This window comes from Ruegeria sp. HKCCD7255 (genome assembly GCF_013031565.1).
Lineage (GTDB): Bacteria > Pseudomonadota > Alphaproteobacteria > Rhodobacterales > Rhodobacteraceae > Ruegeria.
This window is the reverse complement of the sequence record NZ_WQAG01000006.1, coordinates 97,254-114,977: the sequence shown is the minus strand read 5'-3', so window position 1 is coordinate 114,977 and position 17,724 is coordinate 97,254. Positions and strand designations below refer to the sequence as shown.

The 17,724-nt window shown below is 58.0% G+C and carries 22 protein-coding genes; 13 read left to right on the top strand and 9 right to left on the bottom strand.

Annotation, left to right across the window (positions count from 1 at the left end; all coding sequences use genetic code 11):
• Window positions 1-31 precede the first annotated feature (31 nt).
• Window positions 32-907, top strand: a complete 876-nt coding sequence (serB, locus tag GOX45_RS12780; protein WP_171101485.1) for a phosphoserine phosphatase SerB — start codon at window positions 32-34, stop codon at window positions 905-907.
• 4 nt (window positions 908-911) lie between these two features.
• On the opposite strand, the gene GOX45_RS12775 is transcribed toward serB, so the two are convergent.
• Both GOX45_RS12775 and GOX45_RS12770 read right to left on the bottom strand, forming a co-directional pair.
• Window positions 912-3,236, bottom strand: coding sequence for a caspase family protein (locus tag GOX45_RS12775; protein ID WP_171101483.1), 2,325 nt, complete (start codon window positions 3,234-3,236; stop codon window positions 912-914).
• The gene (locus GOX45_RS12770; protein WP_171101481.1) at window positions 3,194-3,445 is read right to left on the bottom strand and encodes a hypothetical protein; all 252 of its coding nucleotides are present in this window, start codon (window positions 3,443-3,445) and stop codon (window positions 3,194-3,196) included. Before GOX45_RS12770 ends, GOX45_RS12775 begins: the two co-directional genes overlap by 43 nt.
• Before the next feature lie 443 nt (window positions 3,446-3,888).
• On the opposite strand from GOX45_RS12770, the gene GOX45_RS12765 reads away from it, so the two are divergent.
• From GOX45_RS12765 to GOX45_RS12755, 3 genes are read left to right on the top strand one after another with little or no spacing between them, the layout of a single operon-like run.
• Complete coding sequence (locus GOX45_RS12765; protein WP_171101479.1) at window positions 3,889-4,218, top strand: helix-turn-helix transcriptional regulator; 330 nt, start codon at window positions 3,889-3,891, stop codon at window positions 4,216-4,218.
• A complete protein-coding gene (locus tag GOX45_RS12760) occupies window positions 4,206-4,634 on the top strand; it encodes an SRPBCC domain-containing protein (RefSeq protein ID WP_171101477.1) in 429 nt (142 codons plus the stop codon). Before GOX45_RS12765 ends, GOX45_RS12760 begins: the two co-directional genes overlap by 13 nt.
• 21 nt (window positions 4,635-4,655) lie before the next feature.
• Window positions 4,656-4,970, top strand: coding sequence for a YciI family protein (locus GOX45_RS12755; protein ID WP_171101474.1), 315 nt, complete (start codon window positions 4,656-4,658; stop codon window positions 4,968-4,970).
• Here GOX45_RS12755 and GOX45_RS12750 read toward each other — a convergent pair.
• Window positions 4,967-5,971: an asparaginase gene (locus GOX45_RS12750; RefSeq protein ID WP_171101472.1), complete on the bottom strand. Its 1,005-nt coding sequence runs from the start codon at window positions 5,969-5,971 to the stop codon at window positions 4,967-4,969. The genes GOX45_RS12755 and GOX45_RS12750 overlap by 4 nt on opposite strands.
• Window positions 5,972-6,149: 178 nt before the next feature.
• Between GOX45_RS12750 and GOX45_RS12745 the strand changes: the two genes are divergently transcribed.
• The 5 genes from GOX45_RS12745 (at window position 6,150) to GOX45_RS12725 (ending at window position 9,589) form a co-directional block, all read left to right on the top strand.
• A complete protein-coding gene (locus GOX45_RS12745) occupies window positions 6,150-6,683 on the top strand; it encodes an invasion associated locus B family protein (protein ID WP_171101471.1) in 534 nt (177 codons plus the stop codon).
• A 141-nt stretch (window positions 6,684-6,824) separates the two neighbouring features.
• On the top strand, window positions 6,825-6,992 hold the full coding sequence (locus GOX45_RS12740; RefSeq protein ID WP_171101469.1) for a hypothetical protein: 168 nt from the start codon (window positions 6,825-6,827) through the stop codon (window positions 6,990-6,992).
• A 109-nt stretch (window positions 6,993-7,101) separates the two neighbouring features.
• The gene (locus tag GOX45_RS12735; protein WP_171101468.1) at window positions 7,102-7,479 is read left to right on the top strand and encodes a lysozyme inhibitor LprI family protein; all 378 of its coding nucleotides are present in this window, start codon (window positions 7,102-7,104) and stop codon (window positions 7,477-7,479) included.
• 79 nt (window positions 7,480-7,558) lie between these two features.
• Complete coding sequence (gene rlmN / locus GOX45_RS12730) at window positions 7,559-8,743, top strand: 23S rRNA (adenine(2503)-C(2))-methyltransferase RlmN (protein WP_171101466.1); 1,185 nt, start codon at window positions 7,559-7,561, stop codon at window positions 8,741-8,743.
• Window positions 8,744-8,914: 171 nt separating this feature from the next.
• On the top strand, window positions 8,915-9,589 hold the full coding sequence (locus GOX45_RS12725; protein ID WP_254446015.1) for a cytochrome P460 family protein: 675 nt from the start codon (window positions 8,915-8,917) through the stop codon (window positions 9,587-9,589).
• A 32-nt stretch (window positions 9,590-9,621) separates the two neighbouring features.
• Here GOX45_RS12725 and GOX45_RS12720 read toward each other — a convergent pair whose 3' ends face one another.
• Both GOX45_RS12720 and GOX45_RS12715 read right to left on the bottom strand, forming a co-directional pair.
• Window positions 9,622-9,960, bottom strand: a complete 339-nt coding sequence (locus GOX45_RS12720) for a hypothetical protein (RefSeq protein ID WP_171101464.1) — start codon at window positions 9,958-9,960, stop codon at window positions 9,622-9,624.
• A complete protein-coding gene (locus GOX45_RS12715) occupies window positions 9,957-10,877 on the bottom strand; it encodes a DnaJ C-terminal domain-containing protein (protein ID WP_171101462.1) in 921 nt (306 codons plus the stop codon). The genes GOX45_RS12720 and GOX45_RS12715 overlap by 4 nt, the downstream gene beginning before the upstream one ends.
• Window positions 10,878-11,037: 160 nt before the next feature.
• Between GOX45_RS12715 and GOX45_RS12710 the strand changes: the two genes are divergently transcribed.
• Window positions 11,038-11,427, top strand: coding sequence for a hypothetical protein (locus GOX45_RS12710; RefSeq protein ID WP_171101459.1), 390 nt, complete (start codon window positions 11,038-11,040; stop codon window positions 11,425-11,427).
• Here GOX45_RS12710 and GOX45_RS12705 read toward each other — a convergent pair.
• The gene (locus GOX45_RS12705; protein ID WP_171101457.1) at window positions 11,422-12,519 is read right to left on the bottom strand and encodes a cystathionine gamma-lyase; all 1,098 of its coding nucleotides are present in this window, start codon (window positions 12,517-12,519) and stop codon (window positions 11,422-11,424) included. The two genes, GOX45_RS12710 and GOX45_RS12705, sit on opposite strands and share 6 nt — an antisense overlap.
• A gap of 3 nt (window positions 12,520-12,522) precedes the next feature.
• Window positions 12,523-13,365: a TIGR00730 family Rossman fold protein gene (locus GOX45_RS12700; RefSeq protein ID WP_171101455.1), complete on the bottom strand. Its 843-nt coding sequence runs from the start codon at window positions 13,363-13,365 to the stop codon at window positions 12,523-12,525.
• Window positions 13,366-13,444: 79 nt separating this feature from the next.
• Between GOX45_RS12700 and GOX45_RS12695 the strand changes: the two genes are divergently transcribed.
• Together GOX45_RS12695 and dapD are read left to right on the top strand one after the other, a co-directional pair.
• Complete coding sequence (locus GOX45_RS12695; protein ID WP_171101453.1) at window positions 13,445-14,356, top strand: threonine/serine dehydratase; 912 nt, start codon at window positions 13,445-13,447, stop codon at window positions 14,354-14,356.
• 97 nt (window positions 14,357-14,453) lie between these two features.
• Window positions 14,454-15,281, top strand: a complete 828-nt coding sequence (gene dapD / locus GOX45_RS12690; protein WP_171101451.1) for a 2,3,4,5-tetrahydropyridine-2,6-dicarboxylate N-succinyltransferase — start codon at window positions 14,454-14,456, stop codon at window positions 15,279-15,281.
• A 107-nt stretch (window positions 15,282-15,388) separates the two neighbouring features.
• Here dapD and GOX45_RS12685 read toward each other — a convergent pair whose 3' ends face one another.
• Window positions 15,389-15,967: a hypothetical protein gene (locus GOX45_RS12685; protein ID WP_171101449.1), complete on the bottom strand. Its 579-nt coding sequence runs from the start codon at window positions 15,965-15,967 to the stop codon at window positions 15,389-15,391.
• Between the two features lie 347 nt (window positions 15,968-16,314).
• Here GOX45_RS12685 and GOX45_RS12680 point away from each other — a divergent pair, with 347 nt between their 5' ends.
• The gene (locus tag GOX45_RS12680; protein ID WP_171101448.1) at window positions 16,315-16,659 is read left to right on the top strand and encodes a hypothetical protein; all 345 of its coding nucleotides are present in this window, start codon (window positions 16,315-16,317) and stop codon (window positions 16,657-16,659) included.
• Here the strand turns inward: GOX45_RS12680 and GOX45_RS12675 are convergent.
• On the bottom strand, window positions 16,656-17,714 hold the full coding sequence (locus GOX45_RS12675; protein WP_171101446.1) for a transporter substrate-binding domain-containing protein: 1,059 nt from the start codon (window positions 17,712-17,714) through the stop codon (window positions 16,656-16,658). The genes GOX45_RS12680 and GOX45_RS12675 overlap by 4 nt on opposite strands.
• Window positions 17,715-17,724: the final 10 nt, after the last annotated feature.

Sequence of the window (17,724 nt, the reverse complement as noted above, 5' to 3'; positions counted from 1 at the left end):
TATTCGCAGGGGAACGAACCGGAGACCCAAGATGTACATTGCCACCCTGTTGACCAATCCCAATGCGCCCACTCTGGAACAGGCCTTGGTCGAGTCACTGCGCAATGCTTGGGCTGGCGGCGACGGGATCTGGCTGAGCCCTGACGAGGCGGCCGAGTTTTCATTGCCAACAGTGCCAGAGAACCTGTGGGACGTCTGGCAAGACCTCCAGAATTCCGGAGTCGACCTGATCGTGCAACCGGCCGAGGGTCGGCGCAAAAAGATGCTGTTGGCGGATATGGACAGCACCATGATTCAGCAGGAATGCATCGACGAATTGGCCGATGAGGCCGGTGTAGGCGCACAGGTCAAGGACATCACGGCGCGCGCGATGAATGGCGAGCTGGATTTCGAAGGCGCGCTGACCGAGCGGGTTGGGCTGTTGAAAGGCCTCGATGAAAGTGTGATCGACAAGGTTCTGAACGAGCGGATCACATTGATGCCGGGTGGCAAAGCGCTTTTGGCGACGATGCGGGCAAACGGTGCTTACGCAGCGCTGGTGTCTGGCGGGTTCACGGCCTTTACGTCACAGGTTGCTGCCGAGTTGGGATTTGACGAGAACCGCGCCAATACGCTGCTGGCCGAAGAGGGCAAGCTGACCGGTGATGTGCAGCGGCCCATTCTGGGACGGCAGGCCAAGATCGAGGCGCTGGAGCAGATTTCAACCCGTTTGGGGCTGGCCGAGAGCGACGTCATCGCGGTGGGAGATGGCGCAAATGATTTGGGCATGTTGGGGCGGGCCGGAACCGGTGTGGCCCTGCACGCGAAGCCCTCGGTTGCAGCCGAATGCGACGTGCGTGTCAATCACGGGGATCTGACGGCCCTGCTGTATCTGCAAGGCTATGCACGCAGCGATTTCGTGACCTGAGGTATCAGAACAGATCGAACCGCACCGGGTTTTGCGCCCAGTACACGCGCGCGGCCAGCAATAGCCGCTCTTTCGGGTCATTCGACGCTGCAAAGGGCACCGGCACGCCGTATTCCGCGCTAATGTTTTCCAATGCGGCCTGTGTTGCAGGCCCGACCTGACCGTCCACGGCGATGCTGCCACCCAGCTCGTTCAACGCCATTTGCAGGGCCCGGTCCAGATCCGTCCGCGAGATGTTGTCGAGCTGTGATCGTGCCTGGCTTGCGGCCTCTTCATTGGGCAGAAGCGCGGCCTTGGCGGCCCGCAAGGCTGCATCCGCCGGGCCGAGCCCCGAGATCTGACCATCGAGAATGATATATGCACCATTTGCTCCGCCCCAGGCGTCTCCTCGGGACAAAGAGGTGTCGTACCAGTCGAGTGCCTCGGCGCGTGTCCTGCCCGGAAGTTGGTCGCGCAGGATCATGCGGGCGATGCTGGCCGGGGCGGTGGGGTGACCCCCCTCGGCGGCGGCCAGAAAGTATCCTTCAGCCTTGTTTAGATCGACTGGATTGCCACCCAGCCCGTTCAGCGCAACATAGGCGAGATTGTCATAGCCATAGATATCCTTGCGCAGTTCAGATGCACGCAGATACCGCATTCCGCGTTCCGGGATATAGTGATCCGAGTTCTCGCGCAGGAAATAGAGCCCCAGTTCGTTCATCGAGAAGGTATGACCCAGCTCGACCGAGCGTTCGAGCAGCTCAAAGCCGCGCTTTTTCTCATCGGCGGTTTCGCCTTGGCGCAACAAGTCCTTGCCCAAACGGTGCATAGCATAGGGGTCTTGCTGGGCGGTGCCTTCTTCCAACAGCGCGCGCGCCTTGTCCGGTTCATAGGGGATGCGCGTTACGGCGCGGTCTATGCGGTCGGTGTCCAGCAGAATGGCCAGCGCATATTTGGCCCGGATGTGTCCGGCATCGGCTGCGGCGGAAAAGCTTTCATAGGCGTCCGCAACATTGCCAGCCGCCTGTTGTGCGCGACCCAGCTGATACTGAAACCTGGCAATGTCGGGATGTTCGGCCACAGCTGCGGTACACGCCGCAAGCGCATTGGTTATGTTCAGTTCGTTGGGCAGTCTGAATACGCCGACACCGTTCAGGTCCAGAGCATCGCCAGCCTCAAGGTCGCAGGCATTCAGACCCAGCTCCAGAGAGACATCAACATTCTGGGCGGTTCGATCATCTGTAACGACCTCAACCGTGAACGTGTCAGAGAAACTGTCTACAATCTCTAACGCGCGGGTGTCCGAGATTTCGGGCGTATAGATCACGTCATTTGATTGCGAACGGCTGCCTGTATTCAGGCTGCCGCGATCAGGTGAATCAACAAGACGTACTGAGACGATGTCGTCACCCAAAGCCTGCTCAATGCGTTGCGTCAGTGGAATGGTCTTGTCAAACTGAAGACTCAGGTCCAGCGATTGCGAGCCAGTGCTTTCCACCTGAATTTCCGGAGTCTCGGCCTGCTGTTGGGCCAGATAGAACGGGCGCACCAAAGTCGAGCTTTCCCAGGGGATCTGCTTGCCTGACGTTTTCGAGTGGACCCGTTCACGGATGACAGGGAACAACTGCTGGATGTTGTGGAAGGGCGATGATTTCACTGTCTCCAGAACTGCCGCTGTATAGGGGCTGTTTTGACCCAAGTCGCCGTCACTGGCCACTGCTCCCGGCGACGTGGAATACGCGACCAGAGAATTCAGCGGTGTGCTGAACACGTCAAAGCCCGAGCGGGTTTCAAACAGGTTGGCGTCCAGATCAGCCGCCAGACGAAGATCCTGAAAGGGATTGTCCCGGCAGGAATCCAGAATGGCAACATGCGCAGCACTGCGCGCGGACAAGGTGTCGATTATGCGGTCCAGTGTCATGGTTGCCAGGGGAACATCGTAAATGCTCTCGAACTGGGCATCAACGGGCAGCAAGTAGTTCCGCCGCCCGATCTGAATACCGTGGCCCGCATAGTAGAAAAGCACATCCGCAGCATCGGGGATATTCAAAACGGCCGTGCGAATAAGCTCTTCAAACTCGCGTTTGCTGAGGTCATATCCGTCATAGACCCTGAAATCGAAGCTGCGCAGCATGTCTGCGATGTCTTGGGCGTCCTTGCGCGCATTGCTGAGATCACCAACAACGTCATAGTCCTGATTGCCGATGACAATCGCAATGCGATTGCCACCGACCGATTGCCCCAACGTATCGCCCACCGATTGGGCGTGAGATGCACCCGTTAGGACGAGTGCAACCAGAGCCGGGGTCAGAGCGCGCGCTGTTTTGCGCGCAAGGCTGTGCCGTGACATGTCGCGCCCCTTTTCAGATCAACCCCAGCTATCGCCACCGCCACCGCCGGTACCACTGCCACCGCCGGATCCACTACCACCACCGGATCCACCACCGGCACCGCCGCCGCCTGATCCGCCGCCGCTGCTACCACCGGCACCGCCGCCGCCTGATCCACCACCGCTGCTGCCACCGGAAGATCCACCGCTGTCGCCACCAGAACTGCCACCCGAGTCTCCGCCACCCGAGCTTCCGCCGTCTCCGCCTTCGCGGTCTTCGCCGCCAATGCTGGGCTGAGACGAAGCAGCGGTGCTTCCGGTTGATGCTGTCGATGCTTGCGGTGTCGCAACCGCACTTGCAGGTTGGACAGTTGATGTTGTTGGATTGACGACTTCGGTCTGCGACCAGGGAGAAGCACAGCCCGCAAGCGCAACAGCGCTGAGAACGATTAAGGAAGTAGATGTAATCCGCAACTTAAGTCTCCTCGTTAATGCGTCAAACAACCAGCGTATTATGTCTGTTCAGTTTGACCTTTGTACCTTGAATGCGTCGACTTTAGCGTGAAATGGCCGTGTGTATGTGACTTTTCTCACATTTGGCCTGTGATTGTGACACGCGCACCCAGCTTTCTTTCAGCTTTCGTTAATTTAACAAATGTGTTAAATAAGAATCATGACCAGTCTTGTACCCTCCTTTGCCGCCTTGGCCGACGAAACCCGTTTGTCGATTGTTGAACAACTTATGGACCATGGCGAACTGCCTGCCGGTGATCTTGTCAGAGGCAAAGGGATGTCGGGAGCCGCCATCTCACGACATCTAAAGGTGCTGCGACAGGCGGGCTTGGTGCAGCAACGGGTGCAAGGAACGCGGCGCATCTATTCGATCCAACCTGAAGGGCTGCGGGCCATTGCAGACTGGACCATTTCGAAACGGCAATTCTGGGAAACAAGCCTGGATCGTTTGGGCGATCTTTTGGAGCAGGAGACATCATGGCCGATTTAAAACTGGAACGGGATTTCCCGGTCAGCCCCGAAACCCTTTTTGCCTGGGTGACGGATGGGGCCAAACTGCTGCGGTGGTGGGGTCCCGAAGGTATGCATGTTCCCGAACATGATCTGGATTTCTCACGGTTGGGGCCGTGGTATTCTGTCATGCAAAACAGCGAAGGCCAGAGATACAAGGTTTCGGGCCAAGTGACTCATATAGACCCGCCCAACTCTGTCGGGTTCACTTGGGCTTGGCACGACGATCAGGATCAACGCGGCCCGGAAAGCCATGTGACCTTCTCGGTCCAAGCCACCAATGAGGGTGCGCGGCTGGTTCTGGATCACCGTGAACTGGCCGATGCCGACGCAGTAGCCAACCACACCAAAGGCTGGACATCTTCGCTGCGCAAGCTCGAAGCGCAGTGCCAATAGATTTCATCAGGGAGGAGCGATATGCCCCAATATTTATTTGTCTACCACGGCGGCGCGGCGCCACAGAGCCAAGCCGAGATCGATGCCACCATGGCCGCATGGGGCGCTTGGTTCCAGGGCATGGGCGACGCGGTCAAAATCCCGGGTAACCCGGTCGGGCAGTCCTATACTGTCAGTTCGAACGGCGTCGAAGACAATGGCGGGGCTAACCCGGCATCCGGTTTCAGCGTGGTCATGGCCAACTCGATCGACGACGCCAATGACATGGCGAAAGGCTGCCCCATGGTTGTGAATGGATCAGGCTCGGTTGAGGTGGCCGAGATCCACGAGTTCTAGGCCGGGTTGGGAAAGCCCGGCGCGGGCCGGATGATTCCGCTTTCCAGGCCACGGCGGCTGAATTGAGTGGCATTCATGAATTTTCTCGTGGCCGGGTGATCGGCCTCGAGCACACCAAGGCTCACCAATATTGCTGCAATGGCACATTCGCTGGCGCGGGTGGTGCCATCGGTGATCTTCAGCGCCACGCCCATCCGCTTTTCCGGGATAATGGCGACAAACACAGCCTCGGCCCCGGTCTTGATAGCGGCACGCCCGTCCATGGCGCGCATCAGCTCGGTGCAGGCTCGGGTCTCACCGGCCACAAGCTCGGGGTGTTTCACCATGGCTGCGGTCAATTGCTGTGCCGCATCGCTTGCCCGGTCAGAGCGATCAGCGGCCGATGCAAACCAGGCCATCGACCGTGCCAGTCCCAGAACCGAGGTGGCGAAATTGGGGGCCGAACAGCCGTCAATCCCGTAGCCTGGGCTTGTCTCGCCTGTGGTCTCTTCGACAGCGGACAGGCAGGCCTGTTGAACCGGGTGGTCGATCTCAAGGTATTCCGGCCCGGCCCCCATATGCTGAGCGAGCGTCAGAAACCCGCAGTGTTTGCCCGAGCAATTGTTGTGGATCTGACAAGGTGTGTCATCCGCCAGGATCAGCCGGTCGCGGGCGGCCTTGTCGGCAGGCTCTTGCGGACCGCAGCGCAAATCCGTTTCGCCCAGCCCCAAATGGTCGAGCCATGATGTCACGCGGTCGGTGTGTATCGCCGCGCCGTTATGCGACGCACAGGCCAAGGCCAGGTGTTCCGAATTCAATCCATATTTCGACGCCGCCCCAGAGGTGATCAGCGGAAGTGCCTGGATCATCTTTGCCGATGACCGGGGAAAGATCACCGCATTTGGATCGCCCCAGCTTTGTACGATCTGTCCGGTGTCATCGCAGATCACGGCGTGGCCGAGATGATAGCTTTCAAGCAATGGTCCGCGCCAAAGCTCGGTCATGGGTACTGGCTGCGTCATCTGGCCTCTCATTATTTGCGCAAAAATCTGCCAACCGCCCTTTCGCCTGTGGCGAAACCTGCGTTAGTGTGTGTATGTCGGCAATCATCGGAATGCGCAATGATCATAGACGAACCGGCAGGGTTCGCAGCCGTTCACGATGGGATTGAGGTATAGGTCGAGCTAGGAGGCTGGACACATGGGATTGAAACGCGCCCGCGTCATTGCAGGCTTGTTGATGGCAGGCTTGGCGACAACGGCCAATGCACAGCAGACAGACAGCACCAACCGCGTTGCGGTAAACACGGATTGGAGCGTTTTTGTCGAAGATGACCCGACCGAATGCTGGAGCGTGGCGACCCCCGATGAAACCGTAAACACGCGCGGTGGTCGCGTCGTTTCGGTTCGTCGCAGCGATATTCTGTTGTTTGTCGTTTTCCGCCCCAGCGAAAATGTGAATGGGCAGGTGTCATTTACCGGCGGTTACCCTTTTGCCTCGGGCTCGACAGTCAACGTCAGCATTGACGGTGAGCAGTTTGAGTTCATCACTGAAGGCGAATGGGCCTGGCCGGCAACTGAAGGGCAGGAACCCAATGTGATCGCGGCGATGAAACGCGGTACCGAAGCTGTCCTGACTGCCCGGTCCGAGCGCGGCACACAGACTAAAGACACGTTTTCCCTGCTGGGGTTCACGGCTGCTTTGGAAGATGCCGAAAAGCGCTGTGCCAACTGATCGAGTATAGCCAGGGCCGCAAACGGTTGCGGTCCTAATTTCGTACTTAGTTTCCAGATATTCAGGAAACTTGATCCGTATCAAGGCGACCTATTCGAATTTCTGAACTTAGTAGTTCAGAAATGAATAGGAGCTTTGCTGATGATTGATAAAACCCTGATCGCTTTGATGTTTGCGTCTGCCTTCGTTCTGACCGCATGTGAAAAAGAAGCGGATACCTATCCGGTGTCTGGTGAGCAATGCGGCCCGGAAGATCCGGTGAAACAGCTGGATGCGGATGACTGTTTTGTCCCACCGGCCGGGATCTAACGCCACCCGTCGGGCAACCCAGTCGCAGTGGTTCGAGATCAGATCCCGCGTTAGAGTTCCAAAGTCAGGTGCCTCAGAGCGCCTGGCTTTGGGAGTCGGAGGTTTAAACATGCGCTTTTTTCTGGCCGCTTTATTTGTTCCGTTCGCGGCATCGGCTGATCCAACGCTTGAATGCTCAGACGCAAGCTCTCAGGTCGAAATAGGCGCTTGCGTCCGTGATATGGAGCTTGCTGTGAACGACGCGGTTGAGGCCGCCCTTGGGATTGCGCAATCTTCGGCTCAGGAATTGGACGAGGTTACCGGGCGAGTGGTTGCATTGCCTGCATTGGTGGCGTCACAGACCGCCTGGATCACCTATCGTGACGCGCAGTGCGAAGCGGTGGGTGCGTCGTTCGGAGGTGGGTCTGGCACCGGAATCGGGATCACTGCGTGTCGGGTAGAACTTGGCCGCACCCGTGTGGACGAATTGTTGCAGTTTGCGAACTGAGCCGCACGATTCCTTTTGATCTTTCGGCGCGGTCCTATATAGAGGCGCATCCCAAGCCAGAATCCACCGAGATACGCCAATGTCGCCCAAAGCGCCGATCACTCAAGATGTCATGACCATCCCCCGCAAACTGCCTGAGGGGAAGATCAACCTTGTTGGCTTGACCCGCGATCAACTGCGCAGGGCGCTGATCGAACATGGCACGCCCGAAAGGCAGGCCAAGATGCGCACAGGCCAGATTTGGCAGTGGATTTACCAATGGGGCGTGCGCGATTTTGCTGAGATGACCAATCTGGCGAAAGCCTACCGCGCGCAATTGGCCGAAAGCTTTGTGATCGAAATCCCCGAAGTGGTCACGCGTCAGGTGTCTGAGGATGGCACCCGCAAGTATCTCTGCCGCATTGCGGGCGGGCATGAGGTCGAGGTGGTCTATATCCCCGAAGAAGATCGCGGAACGCTTTGCATCTCGTCTCAGGTGGGTTGCGCGCTGACCTGTTCCTTCTGTCACACGGGCACGCAGAAACTGGTGCGCAACCTGACCGCAGCCGAGATCGTGGGTCAGGTGATGATGGCCCGCGACGATCTGGACGAATGGCCAACCCCTGGCGCGCCCAAGGACGAAACGCGCCTGCTGTCCAACATCGTGCTGATGGGCATGGGCGAGCCGCTTTACAACTTCGAAAACGTCCGCGACGCGATGAAAATCGCGATGGACCCCGAGGGGATTTCCCTGTCGCGCCGCCGGATCACCCTGTCGACCTCAGGCGTGGTGCCCGAGATTGCGCGCACGGCTGAAGAAATCGGCTGCCTGCTTGCGATCTCGTTTCACGCCACCACGGATGAAACCCGGGATGTGTTGGTGCCGATCAACAAGCGCTGGAATATTGAAGAGCTGTTGCAAGCACTGGCCAGCTATCCCAAAGCCTCCAATTCCGAGCGCATCACATTTGAATATGTGATGCTGGACGGGGTGAATGACAGCGACGAAGATGCGCACCGCCTGATCGATCATATCAAGCGCCACAAGATCCCGGCCAAGATCAACCTGATCCCCTTCAACGAATGGCCCGGTGCGCCGTACAAGCGCAGCTCGAACAACCGTATCCGCGCTTTCGCCAATATCATCTACCAGGCGGGATACGCCTCACCCATCCGCAAGACGCGGGGCGAGGATATCATGGCGGCCTGCGGTCAGTTGAAATCGGCCACCGAACGCGCCCGCAAGTCGCGCAAGCAGATCGAATCCGAGGCGGGATTGGGCTGACTCAGCGGCCCGAACATTGAATTCGATTGTTTTAATGTGAATCGGGTTTTTTCGCGCGGTCTGTTTTGTTAACCTTCTTACAGTCAAGAAACAGGGTGTTCACCAATGTGCACAACCCGGTGAGGCACATGGACGAGGTCATGGAAAGATCTCATTCCATACCTAACCTTGATGCGAGCAGATCTGAAAACAGGCGAACCGATTGTTCGGATGGGCCCAGACATGATTGCAGATTATTCAAAACCCTTGACCGTCGCTGGTGTGCTTGGCGCGCTGGTCATTGGAATTTCCATTGCCGATGCGCAGACTTCTGAACAAGACGCGCATTTGACACTTGAGAATCCGGCAGATTTGACCAAGGACGAGGCGAACGCGCATTACCGGTCGATGTCGCGCAGATTGTCCCGGGGTTATGCAGCCTCGCAGATGGATCTGATCCGCAATTACCAAAGCTGGCCGCTGTTCAATGACGCACCCTATATTTCGGCCACCCATGGTCAGCGCTATGTGAACAGCTATGCCAACCGTGTCGCCGAGAACTATGGCACCATGCAGGATGGCGACGTTTTGCCGGTCGGGTCGGTCCTGGCCAAGGACAGCCTGACAGTGACGGATGAAGGCAATGTTCACCCCGGCGCGCTTTTTGTGATGGAGAAACTGCCCGCAGGCACAAACCCGGATACGGCGGACTGGCGCTATATCATGGTAATGCCCGATGGGTCGCTCTTTGGGGACACGATGGGCAATCGGGCATCTGCGGTGGCCTATTGCCATGATTGCCACGAAGCGGTCGCCGAACGGGACTATACCTTTTACGTGCCCGAAGAGTACCAGGTTGGAAACTGACCTTTAGGGACGATCCGATTCCGTCGGCGTGGTCACCCGCGCCGAAAGCGCGCCGTTTCGATAACTTCAACCAATTGTTTGCGCACCGGTTCCGGTTGCGCCTCGACCGCGTTCAATACCTCGCGCAGCTCCGCGCGCAATCCATGCATTTGATCGATCAGGGACATCATCATCGATAGGGCATCGGCCTCCATGTCATATTGCTCATGCAATTCGCAGGCCAGTTCCAGCCGGGCAACATCGATGCGTTGATAGACCAACCCTTGATCAGATTGCGCGGGGATCACAATCTCGGCGGCCAGATATTCGCTGAGACGGTCAGAGGTCAGACGGGTGACGGTTTCGATCAGTTCCTTCTCGGTCAGGGTCATGAGGGCATACCTTTCCGTGGATCATAGCGATGAGTCTCGCGCCAGTTCTCCATGAACTGCTTCAGCTCGTCATCGATCTTTTCGGGCATGGCGACGGTCAGTTCAATCAACTGATCCCCGCGATCAGTCGTGCCGCGTTTCTTGACCCCTTTGCCGCGCAACCGCAGGGTTTTGCCGCTGCTGGTGCCCGCCGGGATGCTGACATTCACGCCGCCGTCAATAGTTGGGGCCTGGACCTTACCGCCAAGAATCGCTTCATCAATGGTGATCGGCAATGTGATGTGGATGTCGTCCCCTTGTCGATCAAACACAGCGTGTTTTGCGACCGATACGGTGACCAGAGCATCCCCCGCAGGGCCGTTGCCATAACCCGGAGCGCCCTTGCCGCGCAGGCGGATGGTCTGTCCGTCGGTGATCCCGGCGGGGATTTTCACTTCGATCCGGTCGCCATCTGGCAAGGTCAGCTTTTGGCTGGCGCCAAACACAGCGTCCAGAAAACTGATCTGCAGGGAATAGTTCAGGTTGTGCCCGGGCGCATGGAACTCTTGGTGGCCCTGGCCACCAAACCCGCCGCGCCCGCGCATGAACTCGGCGAAGATGTCGGACATATCGTCTGGGTCGGCCTGACGCCCGCGATAGGGATTTCCGGCGGCTTCGGCATAGTCGCGGTAATACTGTTGCTGAGCCCGTTCCTGTCCAGAGGCGTCAATCTCGCCGTTGTCATACCGTGCGCGGGTTTCAGGGTCCTTCAACAGGTCATAGGCAGCGGCAGCGGCCTTGAACTTTGCCTCGGCTTCGGCATCGCCGGGTTTGAGGTCTGGATGACAGTCTTTGGCGATACGCCGATAGGCTTTCTTGATCTCGGCAGCGCTTGCGTCTTTTGCAACGCCGAGAACGGAATAGGGATCGTCGCTCATCTCACCTCTCGTCTATGTGGGTGGGGCTGATCTTGATGAAGGTGTTTTATCATGTGATTTCAACAGGTCAAAATGGCAGAGACACCGAATTGCCTCGCAAAATGGAATTGCCCTGCTAATATCTGCATATTTCGAATTGTCTACTGACGGAGATCGCCCCATGTCGCGCAGAATAAAATCCGCATTGGCCCTTTTGGTCGGGAACGCCATCGGGTTGTTGCTCGCTTCGCTGCTGCTGGCAGGCTTTGCGATCAAGCCGATATCTTTCATCGTTGTGGTGCTTGTCTTCACCGTGGTTCAGGTCGTGGCCGAGCCGTTGATCCTGAAGCTGGGTGAAAAGAAAGCGCCCGCGCTGAAAGGCGGGATCGCTTTGATCGTGACCTTTGTCGGGCTGTTGGTGACCGATCTGATTACGGCGGGGCTGACTGTTGGTGGCGTTTCCAACCTGTTGGCCGCGACCCTGCTGGTCTGGCTGGGGGCGCTGATCGCCAGCATCGTGCTGCCGATCTATCTGTTCCCAGAACTGCGCGAAGCTAAGAAAAAGTCATAAAGCGTTCAGGCTGGCTTCGATCGCTTGCCACAGTTCTTCGACGGGCTCACACCCAACCGAAAGACGAATGAAGGCTGGATCCACATCGTCGCCCCAGCGCGCGCGGCGTTCGGCGGAACTGTGGACGCCTCCGAAGGATGTGGCCGGGCGAAGCAGGGGGCAGGCGTTGATGAACCTCTCGGCCTGGTCCTCGCTGTTCAGCGTCAGTGACAGAAGAAACCCGAACCGTTGTGTTTGTCGTTGTGCCAGCGCAAAGGACGGATCATCCGGCAGGCCGGGATAGCGGAGCTGCTTGACCGCCGGATGCGCGGCCAGCCGTTCCGCCAGAACCTGGGCCGAGCTGCACATACGGTCGAACCGAACATCCAGCGTTTCCAGTCCGCGATGCAGCAGCCATGCCTCATGCGGGCCGGGAATCGCACCCGAGACGCGCCGCCATTCCTCGACCCGCTCCATGATCTGGTCATTGCGGCTGGCGACGTGCCCCATCAACAGGTCGGAATGCCCACCCATCGCCTTGGTGTCTGACGACACGACGATGTCGATCCCCAGATCCAGAGGGCGCTGGCCCAGCGGGGTCAGCGTGGTGTTGTCTGCGATGGTCATACCGCCAGCGGCGCGGACCTGTTCGGCAACGGCACACAGATCGATCATGTCCAATCCGGGATTCGACGGACTTTCGACAAAGACCACGTCGAATCGGTCAAATCCACCATCTGCAAAAGCGGTGGTCGGCCGTTCTTCGACCACGACCCCCAAGCCAGACAGGAACCGATCCGCCAGCAGGCGGGTGACATAGTACCCGTCGGACGGGATCAGCAAGCGCGACCCGGCCCGGACGGTGGCAAACAGCGCGGCCGAAATGGCGCCCATACCAGAGGGGAATGTCAGGCACGGCGCGTCCTCGAGATGCGATAGGACATGTTCCAGATGCTCCCAGGTCGGGTTATCGACCCGGCCATAACTGGCCTGTCCTTCGGGTAACCCGGGCAGGTGATACATGCTGCTTTGGGTCAGAGGCAGCGCGACGGGCTCGCCCTTGTTCAGCGCATTGCCGCGAAGGTGCAGCATCTCTCCGGTCTTGGGGGCCATGGCTTAACGTCCCGGTATTGCGTCGCGGGGTGGAGCGGGCTCCCAATTCTCGATGATGTCGACCGCTTGTTGCGCGGTGTCGACAAAGCGGAACAGGTCCAGATCCTCGTCCGAGATCGTGCCGGCATCTGCCAGCGCGGCCCAGTTGATCACCTTCTCCCAGAACGCGCGGCCAAACAGCAGAAAGGGCACGCGTTCCATCCGGCCGGTCTGGATCAGGGTCAGGGATTCAAAAAGCTCATCCAGCGTACCAAACCCGCCTGGGAAGATGGTGATGGCACGGGCTCGCATCAGAAAATGCATCTTGCGAATGGCGAAATAATGGAAGTTGAAGCTTAGCTCGGGCGTCACATAAAGGTTTGGCGCCTGTTCATGCGGCAGCACGATATTCAACCCGATAGAAGAGCCGCCTGCATCCAGCGCGCCGCGGTTTCCGGCCTCCATCACACCGGGGCCACCCCCGGTGACGATGACGTTTTCGCGTCCGCCGGTTTCATTCGATTTCTCTGTCATCAAACGGGCGAACTCGCGCGCCTCGTCGTAATACTCAGACAGAGCCGCCAACGTTTCTGTCCGCGCCGTGTGCTTTTGCGACGGTTCGGGAATGCGCGCCCCGCCAAACATCACGATGGTCGAGCTGATTTCACGCTCGGTCATTATCATTTCGGGCTTGAGCAGTTCCAATTGCAGGCGCACCGGACGCAGCTCGTCGCGGCACAGGAACTCATCATCAGCAAAGGCAAGGCGATAGGCGGGTGAGCGCGTCTGCGGCGTGTCCGGAACCTCGCTCGCGGTCGAACGGTCGGTTTGCGCGTCGCGGAACGGGCTGTGACGGTCTTCTTTCATAGGTAGTCGATCCCTGCTTGCGTGTTCACAAAACAGCTATAGGGTTCGCGGGCAGAGTGCCAGTCACGGAAAGACAAGAATGGATTGGAAAACCGAAATATTGAAGGCGCGTGAACGAATTGCGGGCTATGCGCAGGTCACGCCGGTGATGGAGAGCCGCCTTTTGGGCGATCCTATCGAGATGAAGCTGGAGCAGATGCAGCATACGGGCAGCTTCAAAGCGCGGGGCGCTTTCAACACCTTGCTCAGTTCGGATGTGCCGCAGGCGGGCGTTGTGGCTGCGTCAGGTGGAAACCATGGGGCTGCGGCGGCCTATGCCGCGAAAACGCTTGGCTATCCGGCCAAGATTTTTGTCCCGGAACTTGCAGGCCCATCCAAGATCGCGCTGATCAAGCAAACCGGTGCCGATCTTAGCGTTGTGCCCGGGGAATACGCCAACGCGCTGACAGCGGCTCAGGCTCATGAGGCCGAAACGGGGGCCATGCAGATCCACGCCTATGATGCACCGGCAACCGTGGCCGGGCAGGGCACCTGTTTTGCCGAATGGGACGCGCAGGATCTGCAAGCTGACACGGTTCTGATCGCCGTGGGCGGCGGCGGGCTGATCGCAGGGGCTTTGGCCTGGTGGCAAGGTGCGCGCAAGGTTGTCGCGGTCGAGCCGGAAACATCCTGCGCGCTGCATACGGCCTTGCAGTCGGGTGCGCCGGTGGATGTCTCGGTCTCGGGCATCGCGGCCAATGCGCTGGGTGCAAGGCGGATCGGGTCGATCTGTTTTGAGTTGGCGCAAGGCATGACCTCTGTTTTGGTATCAGATAATGCGATTGCCGAGGCGCAAAAACTGCTATGGCAGGCACATCGCATTCTGGTGGAGCCAGCGGGGGCCGCCGCTTTGGCAGCCCTTTTGTCCGGTGCGTATCAGCCCCAGCCGGGCGAGCGTGTGGCCGTGTTGGTCTGTGGTGGCAACATCTCACCGGATCCGTTGGCTGCGTGAGCCGCGCGATCAGCCGAACTCTGCGTCGCATTGCGGCCGCTTCGCCGCATGCTTATACGCACACCCAACGTGAACAGATTCTGCAAGGAGCCCGCATATGTCGAATGCGCAACTGGAAGCCGCCATCGAAGCCGCCTGGGAGGCGCGCGACACCATCACGCCCGCAACCACGGGCGAGCAGCGCGAAGCCATCGAAGATACGCTGAATGCGCTGGACAGCGGCTCGCTGCGGGTGGCTGAAAAGCTCGGCAGCGGTGATTGGCACGTAAACCAATGGGCCAAGAAGGCGGTACTGCTGGGCTTTCGCATCAAGGATATGGAAATTCAGACGGGTGGTCCGCAGGACAGCGGCTGGTGGGACAAGGTCGACAGCAAGTTCGCCGGTTGGGGTGAAAACCAGTGGCGCGCTGCCGGGTTCCGCGCCGTGCCGAACTGCGTCGTGCGCAAGTCGGCCTATATCGCGCCGGGCGTCGTGCTGATGCCATCCTTCGTCAATCTGGGCGCCTACGTGGATGAAGGTACGATGGTCGATACCTGGGCCACTGTTGGCTCCTGCGCGCAGATCGGCAAAAACGTGCACCTGTCGGGCGGCGTTGGTATCGGCGGTGTGCTGGAGCCGATGCAAGCTGGGCCTACCATCATTGAAGACAACTGCTTTATCGGCGCTCGTTCCGAGGTGGTCGAGGGCTGCATAGTACGCGAAGGCTCGGTTCTGGGCATGGGCGTGTTCATCGGCAAATCCACAAAGATCGTGGATCGCGAAACCGGTGAAGTCATGTATGGCGAGGTTCCGCCCTATTCAGTTGTGGTTGCGGGCTCGATGCCTTCCAAGAACAACGTCAACCTGTACTGCGCGGTGATCGTGAAGCGTGTGGATGAGCAGACGCGTTCAAAAACCGGGATCAACGAACTGCTGCGCGATTGAGCCAGCTATCTGACTCAGAAAGGCCGGTGCGTTCTTGCACCGGCCTTTCTTTCTTGCATTTACAAAAACAGCAAGTACCTCACTGTTTTCTCAGGAAAGCGTTTGAATTAGCGGTCCTCGCCCGGGCGTTCTACTTCTTCTTTTTCTTCCTCGTATTCTTCCTCGGACCTTTCGCTTTCTTCTTCTTCGCTTTCTGACTCTTCCTCAGACTCAGGAGCTTCTTCTCTTACCTCTTCTGCGCGTTCCTCTTCACGCTCTTCTGAGCGTTCTTCCTCACGCTCCTCCTCGCGCTCTTCCTTTGGAGCTTCCTCACGTTCTTCTTTTGGAGCTTCCTCACGTTCTTCTTTTGGAGCTTCCTCACGTTCTTCTTTTGGAGCTTCTTCACGCTCTTCTTTCGGAGCTTCTTCGTATTCTTTTTCGACTTCTTCTTCGCGTTCTTCTTCACGCTCTTCTTCACGCTCTTCTGCGTACTCTTTTTCTACCTCTTCTTCGCGCTCTTCCTCACGCTCTTCTTCCCGAGCTTCTTCGCGTGCTTCTTCCCTGCGCTCGCTCTGCTCACGCTCTTCGCTGTCACCTTCAGCATAGGCAGCTGTTGCCGAGAAAAGTGACAAAGCACCAACGGCTGGCGTCAATGAAAGAGCGATCAGGCTTGCGGTGGTTGTCAGCAATTTAGAGAGAGTAGTCATCTTAAGGTCCCTTCAGAAAAAAGTTTTATTTAATAGTAGGATTGAGCGTAATTTTCAGTCGGTCAGATGAAGTAACTGCACCGCGCATTCGCTGTGATATGAGCTATTTGTTGCACAACAAGGTTGGCCTGATCGGCGAAAAACCGCCGTTTTCAACCTCGCGGATTCTCTGCCTCAAAATGGACAATTTCTTGGAGAGAGCCGAATTGTTTCCCGAGTCGAGTCGATTCTAAGAGGTGGCTGATCTCTTCTAGCCACTCCGACAATATCCAATTTAGGAACGCGCAAAGATCCTGACACCCAAAGAAAAGTTGACCGCCCAGATCTGCGAACGTAAGGCAAGCGGCATGGAAAAGAAAAAGAAGCCTTCGCGCCAGCAGGTGTACACTTTGTTGGTTCAGATCGGTCGCAAGGACGGTGACGGTTTGCCCGATCACGCGACGGGTGCCGCGTTGATCTGTTACGCCAGCGGTGTCGACGAGGCCGAAGCGGTACGTGAAACCGTGGCGATCCTAAAGCAAGCCGATACGGCGCCACTGGACGTTACGGGCTATGGCACTTTGGCAGAACGTGAAGCTCAGGGGCACGAGATCGAACCTGATGAGCGCGCTTTGATGCAGCGCGCGTTGGACGAGAATGCCGTTATTGTCGCGCAGATGACACCGTTCTTCGACGACCAGCCGCAAGCCTAGTTCCGGCTACCGAACCATTTTCTGTAGATGTCGTCGTAGGTGCCGTCTTCTCGCAGGGCCAATAGTGCCTGGTTGACCTCTTCGACCAGGGGCGAGCCGGTTGGGAAGGCGATCCCATAGTTTTCGCGCAGGAACACGCCGCCTGTGGTGGTGGCAATGCGTCGACCTTCATGGGTGGCATAATAGGACAGGATTGGCGCATCAAAAATCACCGCATCCAAGTCCTTGGCCTCGAAAGCTGCGATCAGTTCAGTCAAACCTTCGTAACCGGTGAACTCGATCTCGCGGCGGTTCAGAAAGCTCGCGGCTGTCGACCCATTGATGGTGCCAACTTGCTTGCCATAGAGGTCGTTGACCGAGTTCACACTCCCGCTGATAGCCTCGACCGTCATGACCGAGGTGATGCGCGCGGTAAACACGGACACGATGAACAAGGACGATACCACAAGCACGACACCCAGCATCCGCCCAAACGCCGTGCGCGGCATGCGCTCTTCAAATCCGCCATTCACAACTAGGTTGAGCGCCCACCAGAACGAAGGAAACCAGGCTTCGTTCAGCTTGCGATCAAAATAGGGCTGAGCACGCCGTTCAAAGCCCCACATGAGCATCCCGCCACCCAACAGAATGGCAAAGGCCAAGCCAATCGCGATAAAGAGTTCGACCGATAACAAAGCCTGCAGCAGTGACGGGCTGCGAGCGGCTTCGGACGGGATCATGATTTGCAGCCCGGATTCAAAGATCGGCTGGCTGAAATCCATCTGTGTTTCGCGCGTGGCTGTAATCGAAATATTTGCAATCGCCAGATCGGCAGTGCCGTTCTGAACGGTTTCCAACATATCACCGAAGCCTTCGACGCGGTTGATCTCGTAGTCCCAGCTCAACGACTCGGCCAAAGCAGCCAGCAGGTCCATCGAAAAACCAACTTGGGCCCCGTCTTCCACATAGGAAAACGGAGGTCGGGTCACTGTGGTGACCGTAAGAGTCTGGGCCTGGCTTTGCTCGGCGAGAAGCATGAACGTCAGGCTGAGCAAAGCGAAAAAGAGTCGTTTCATCGTAGGCTTA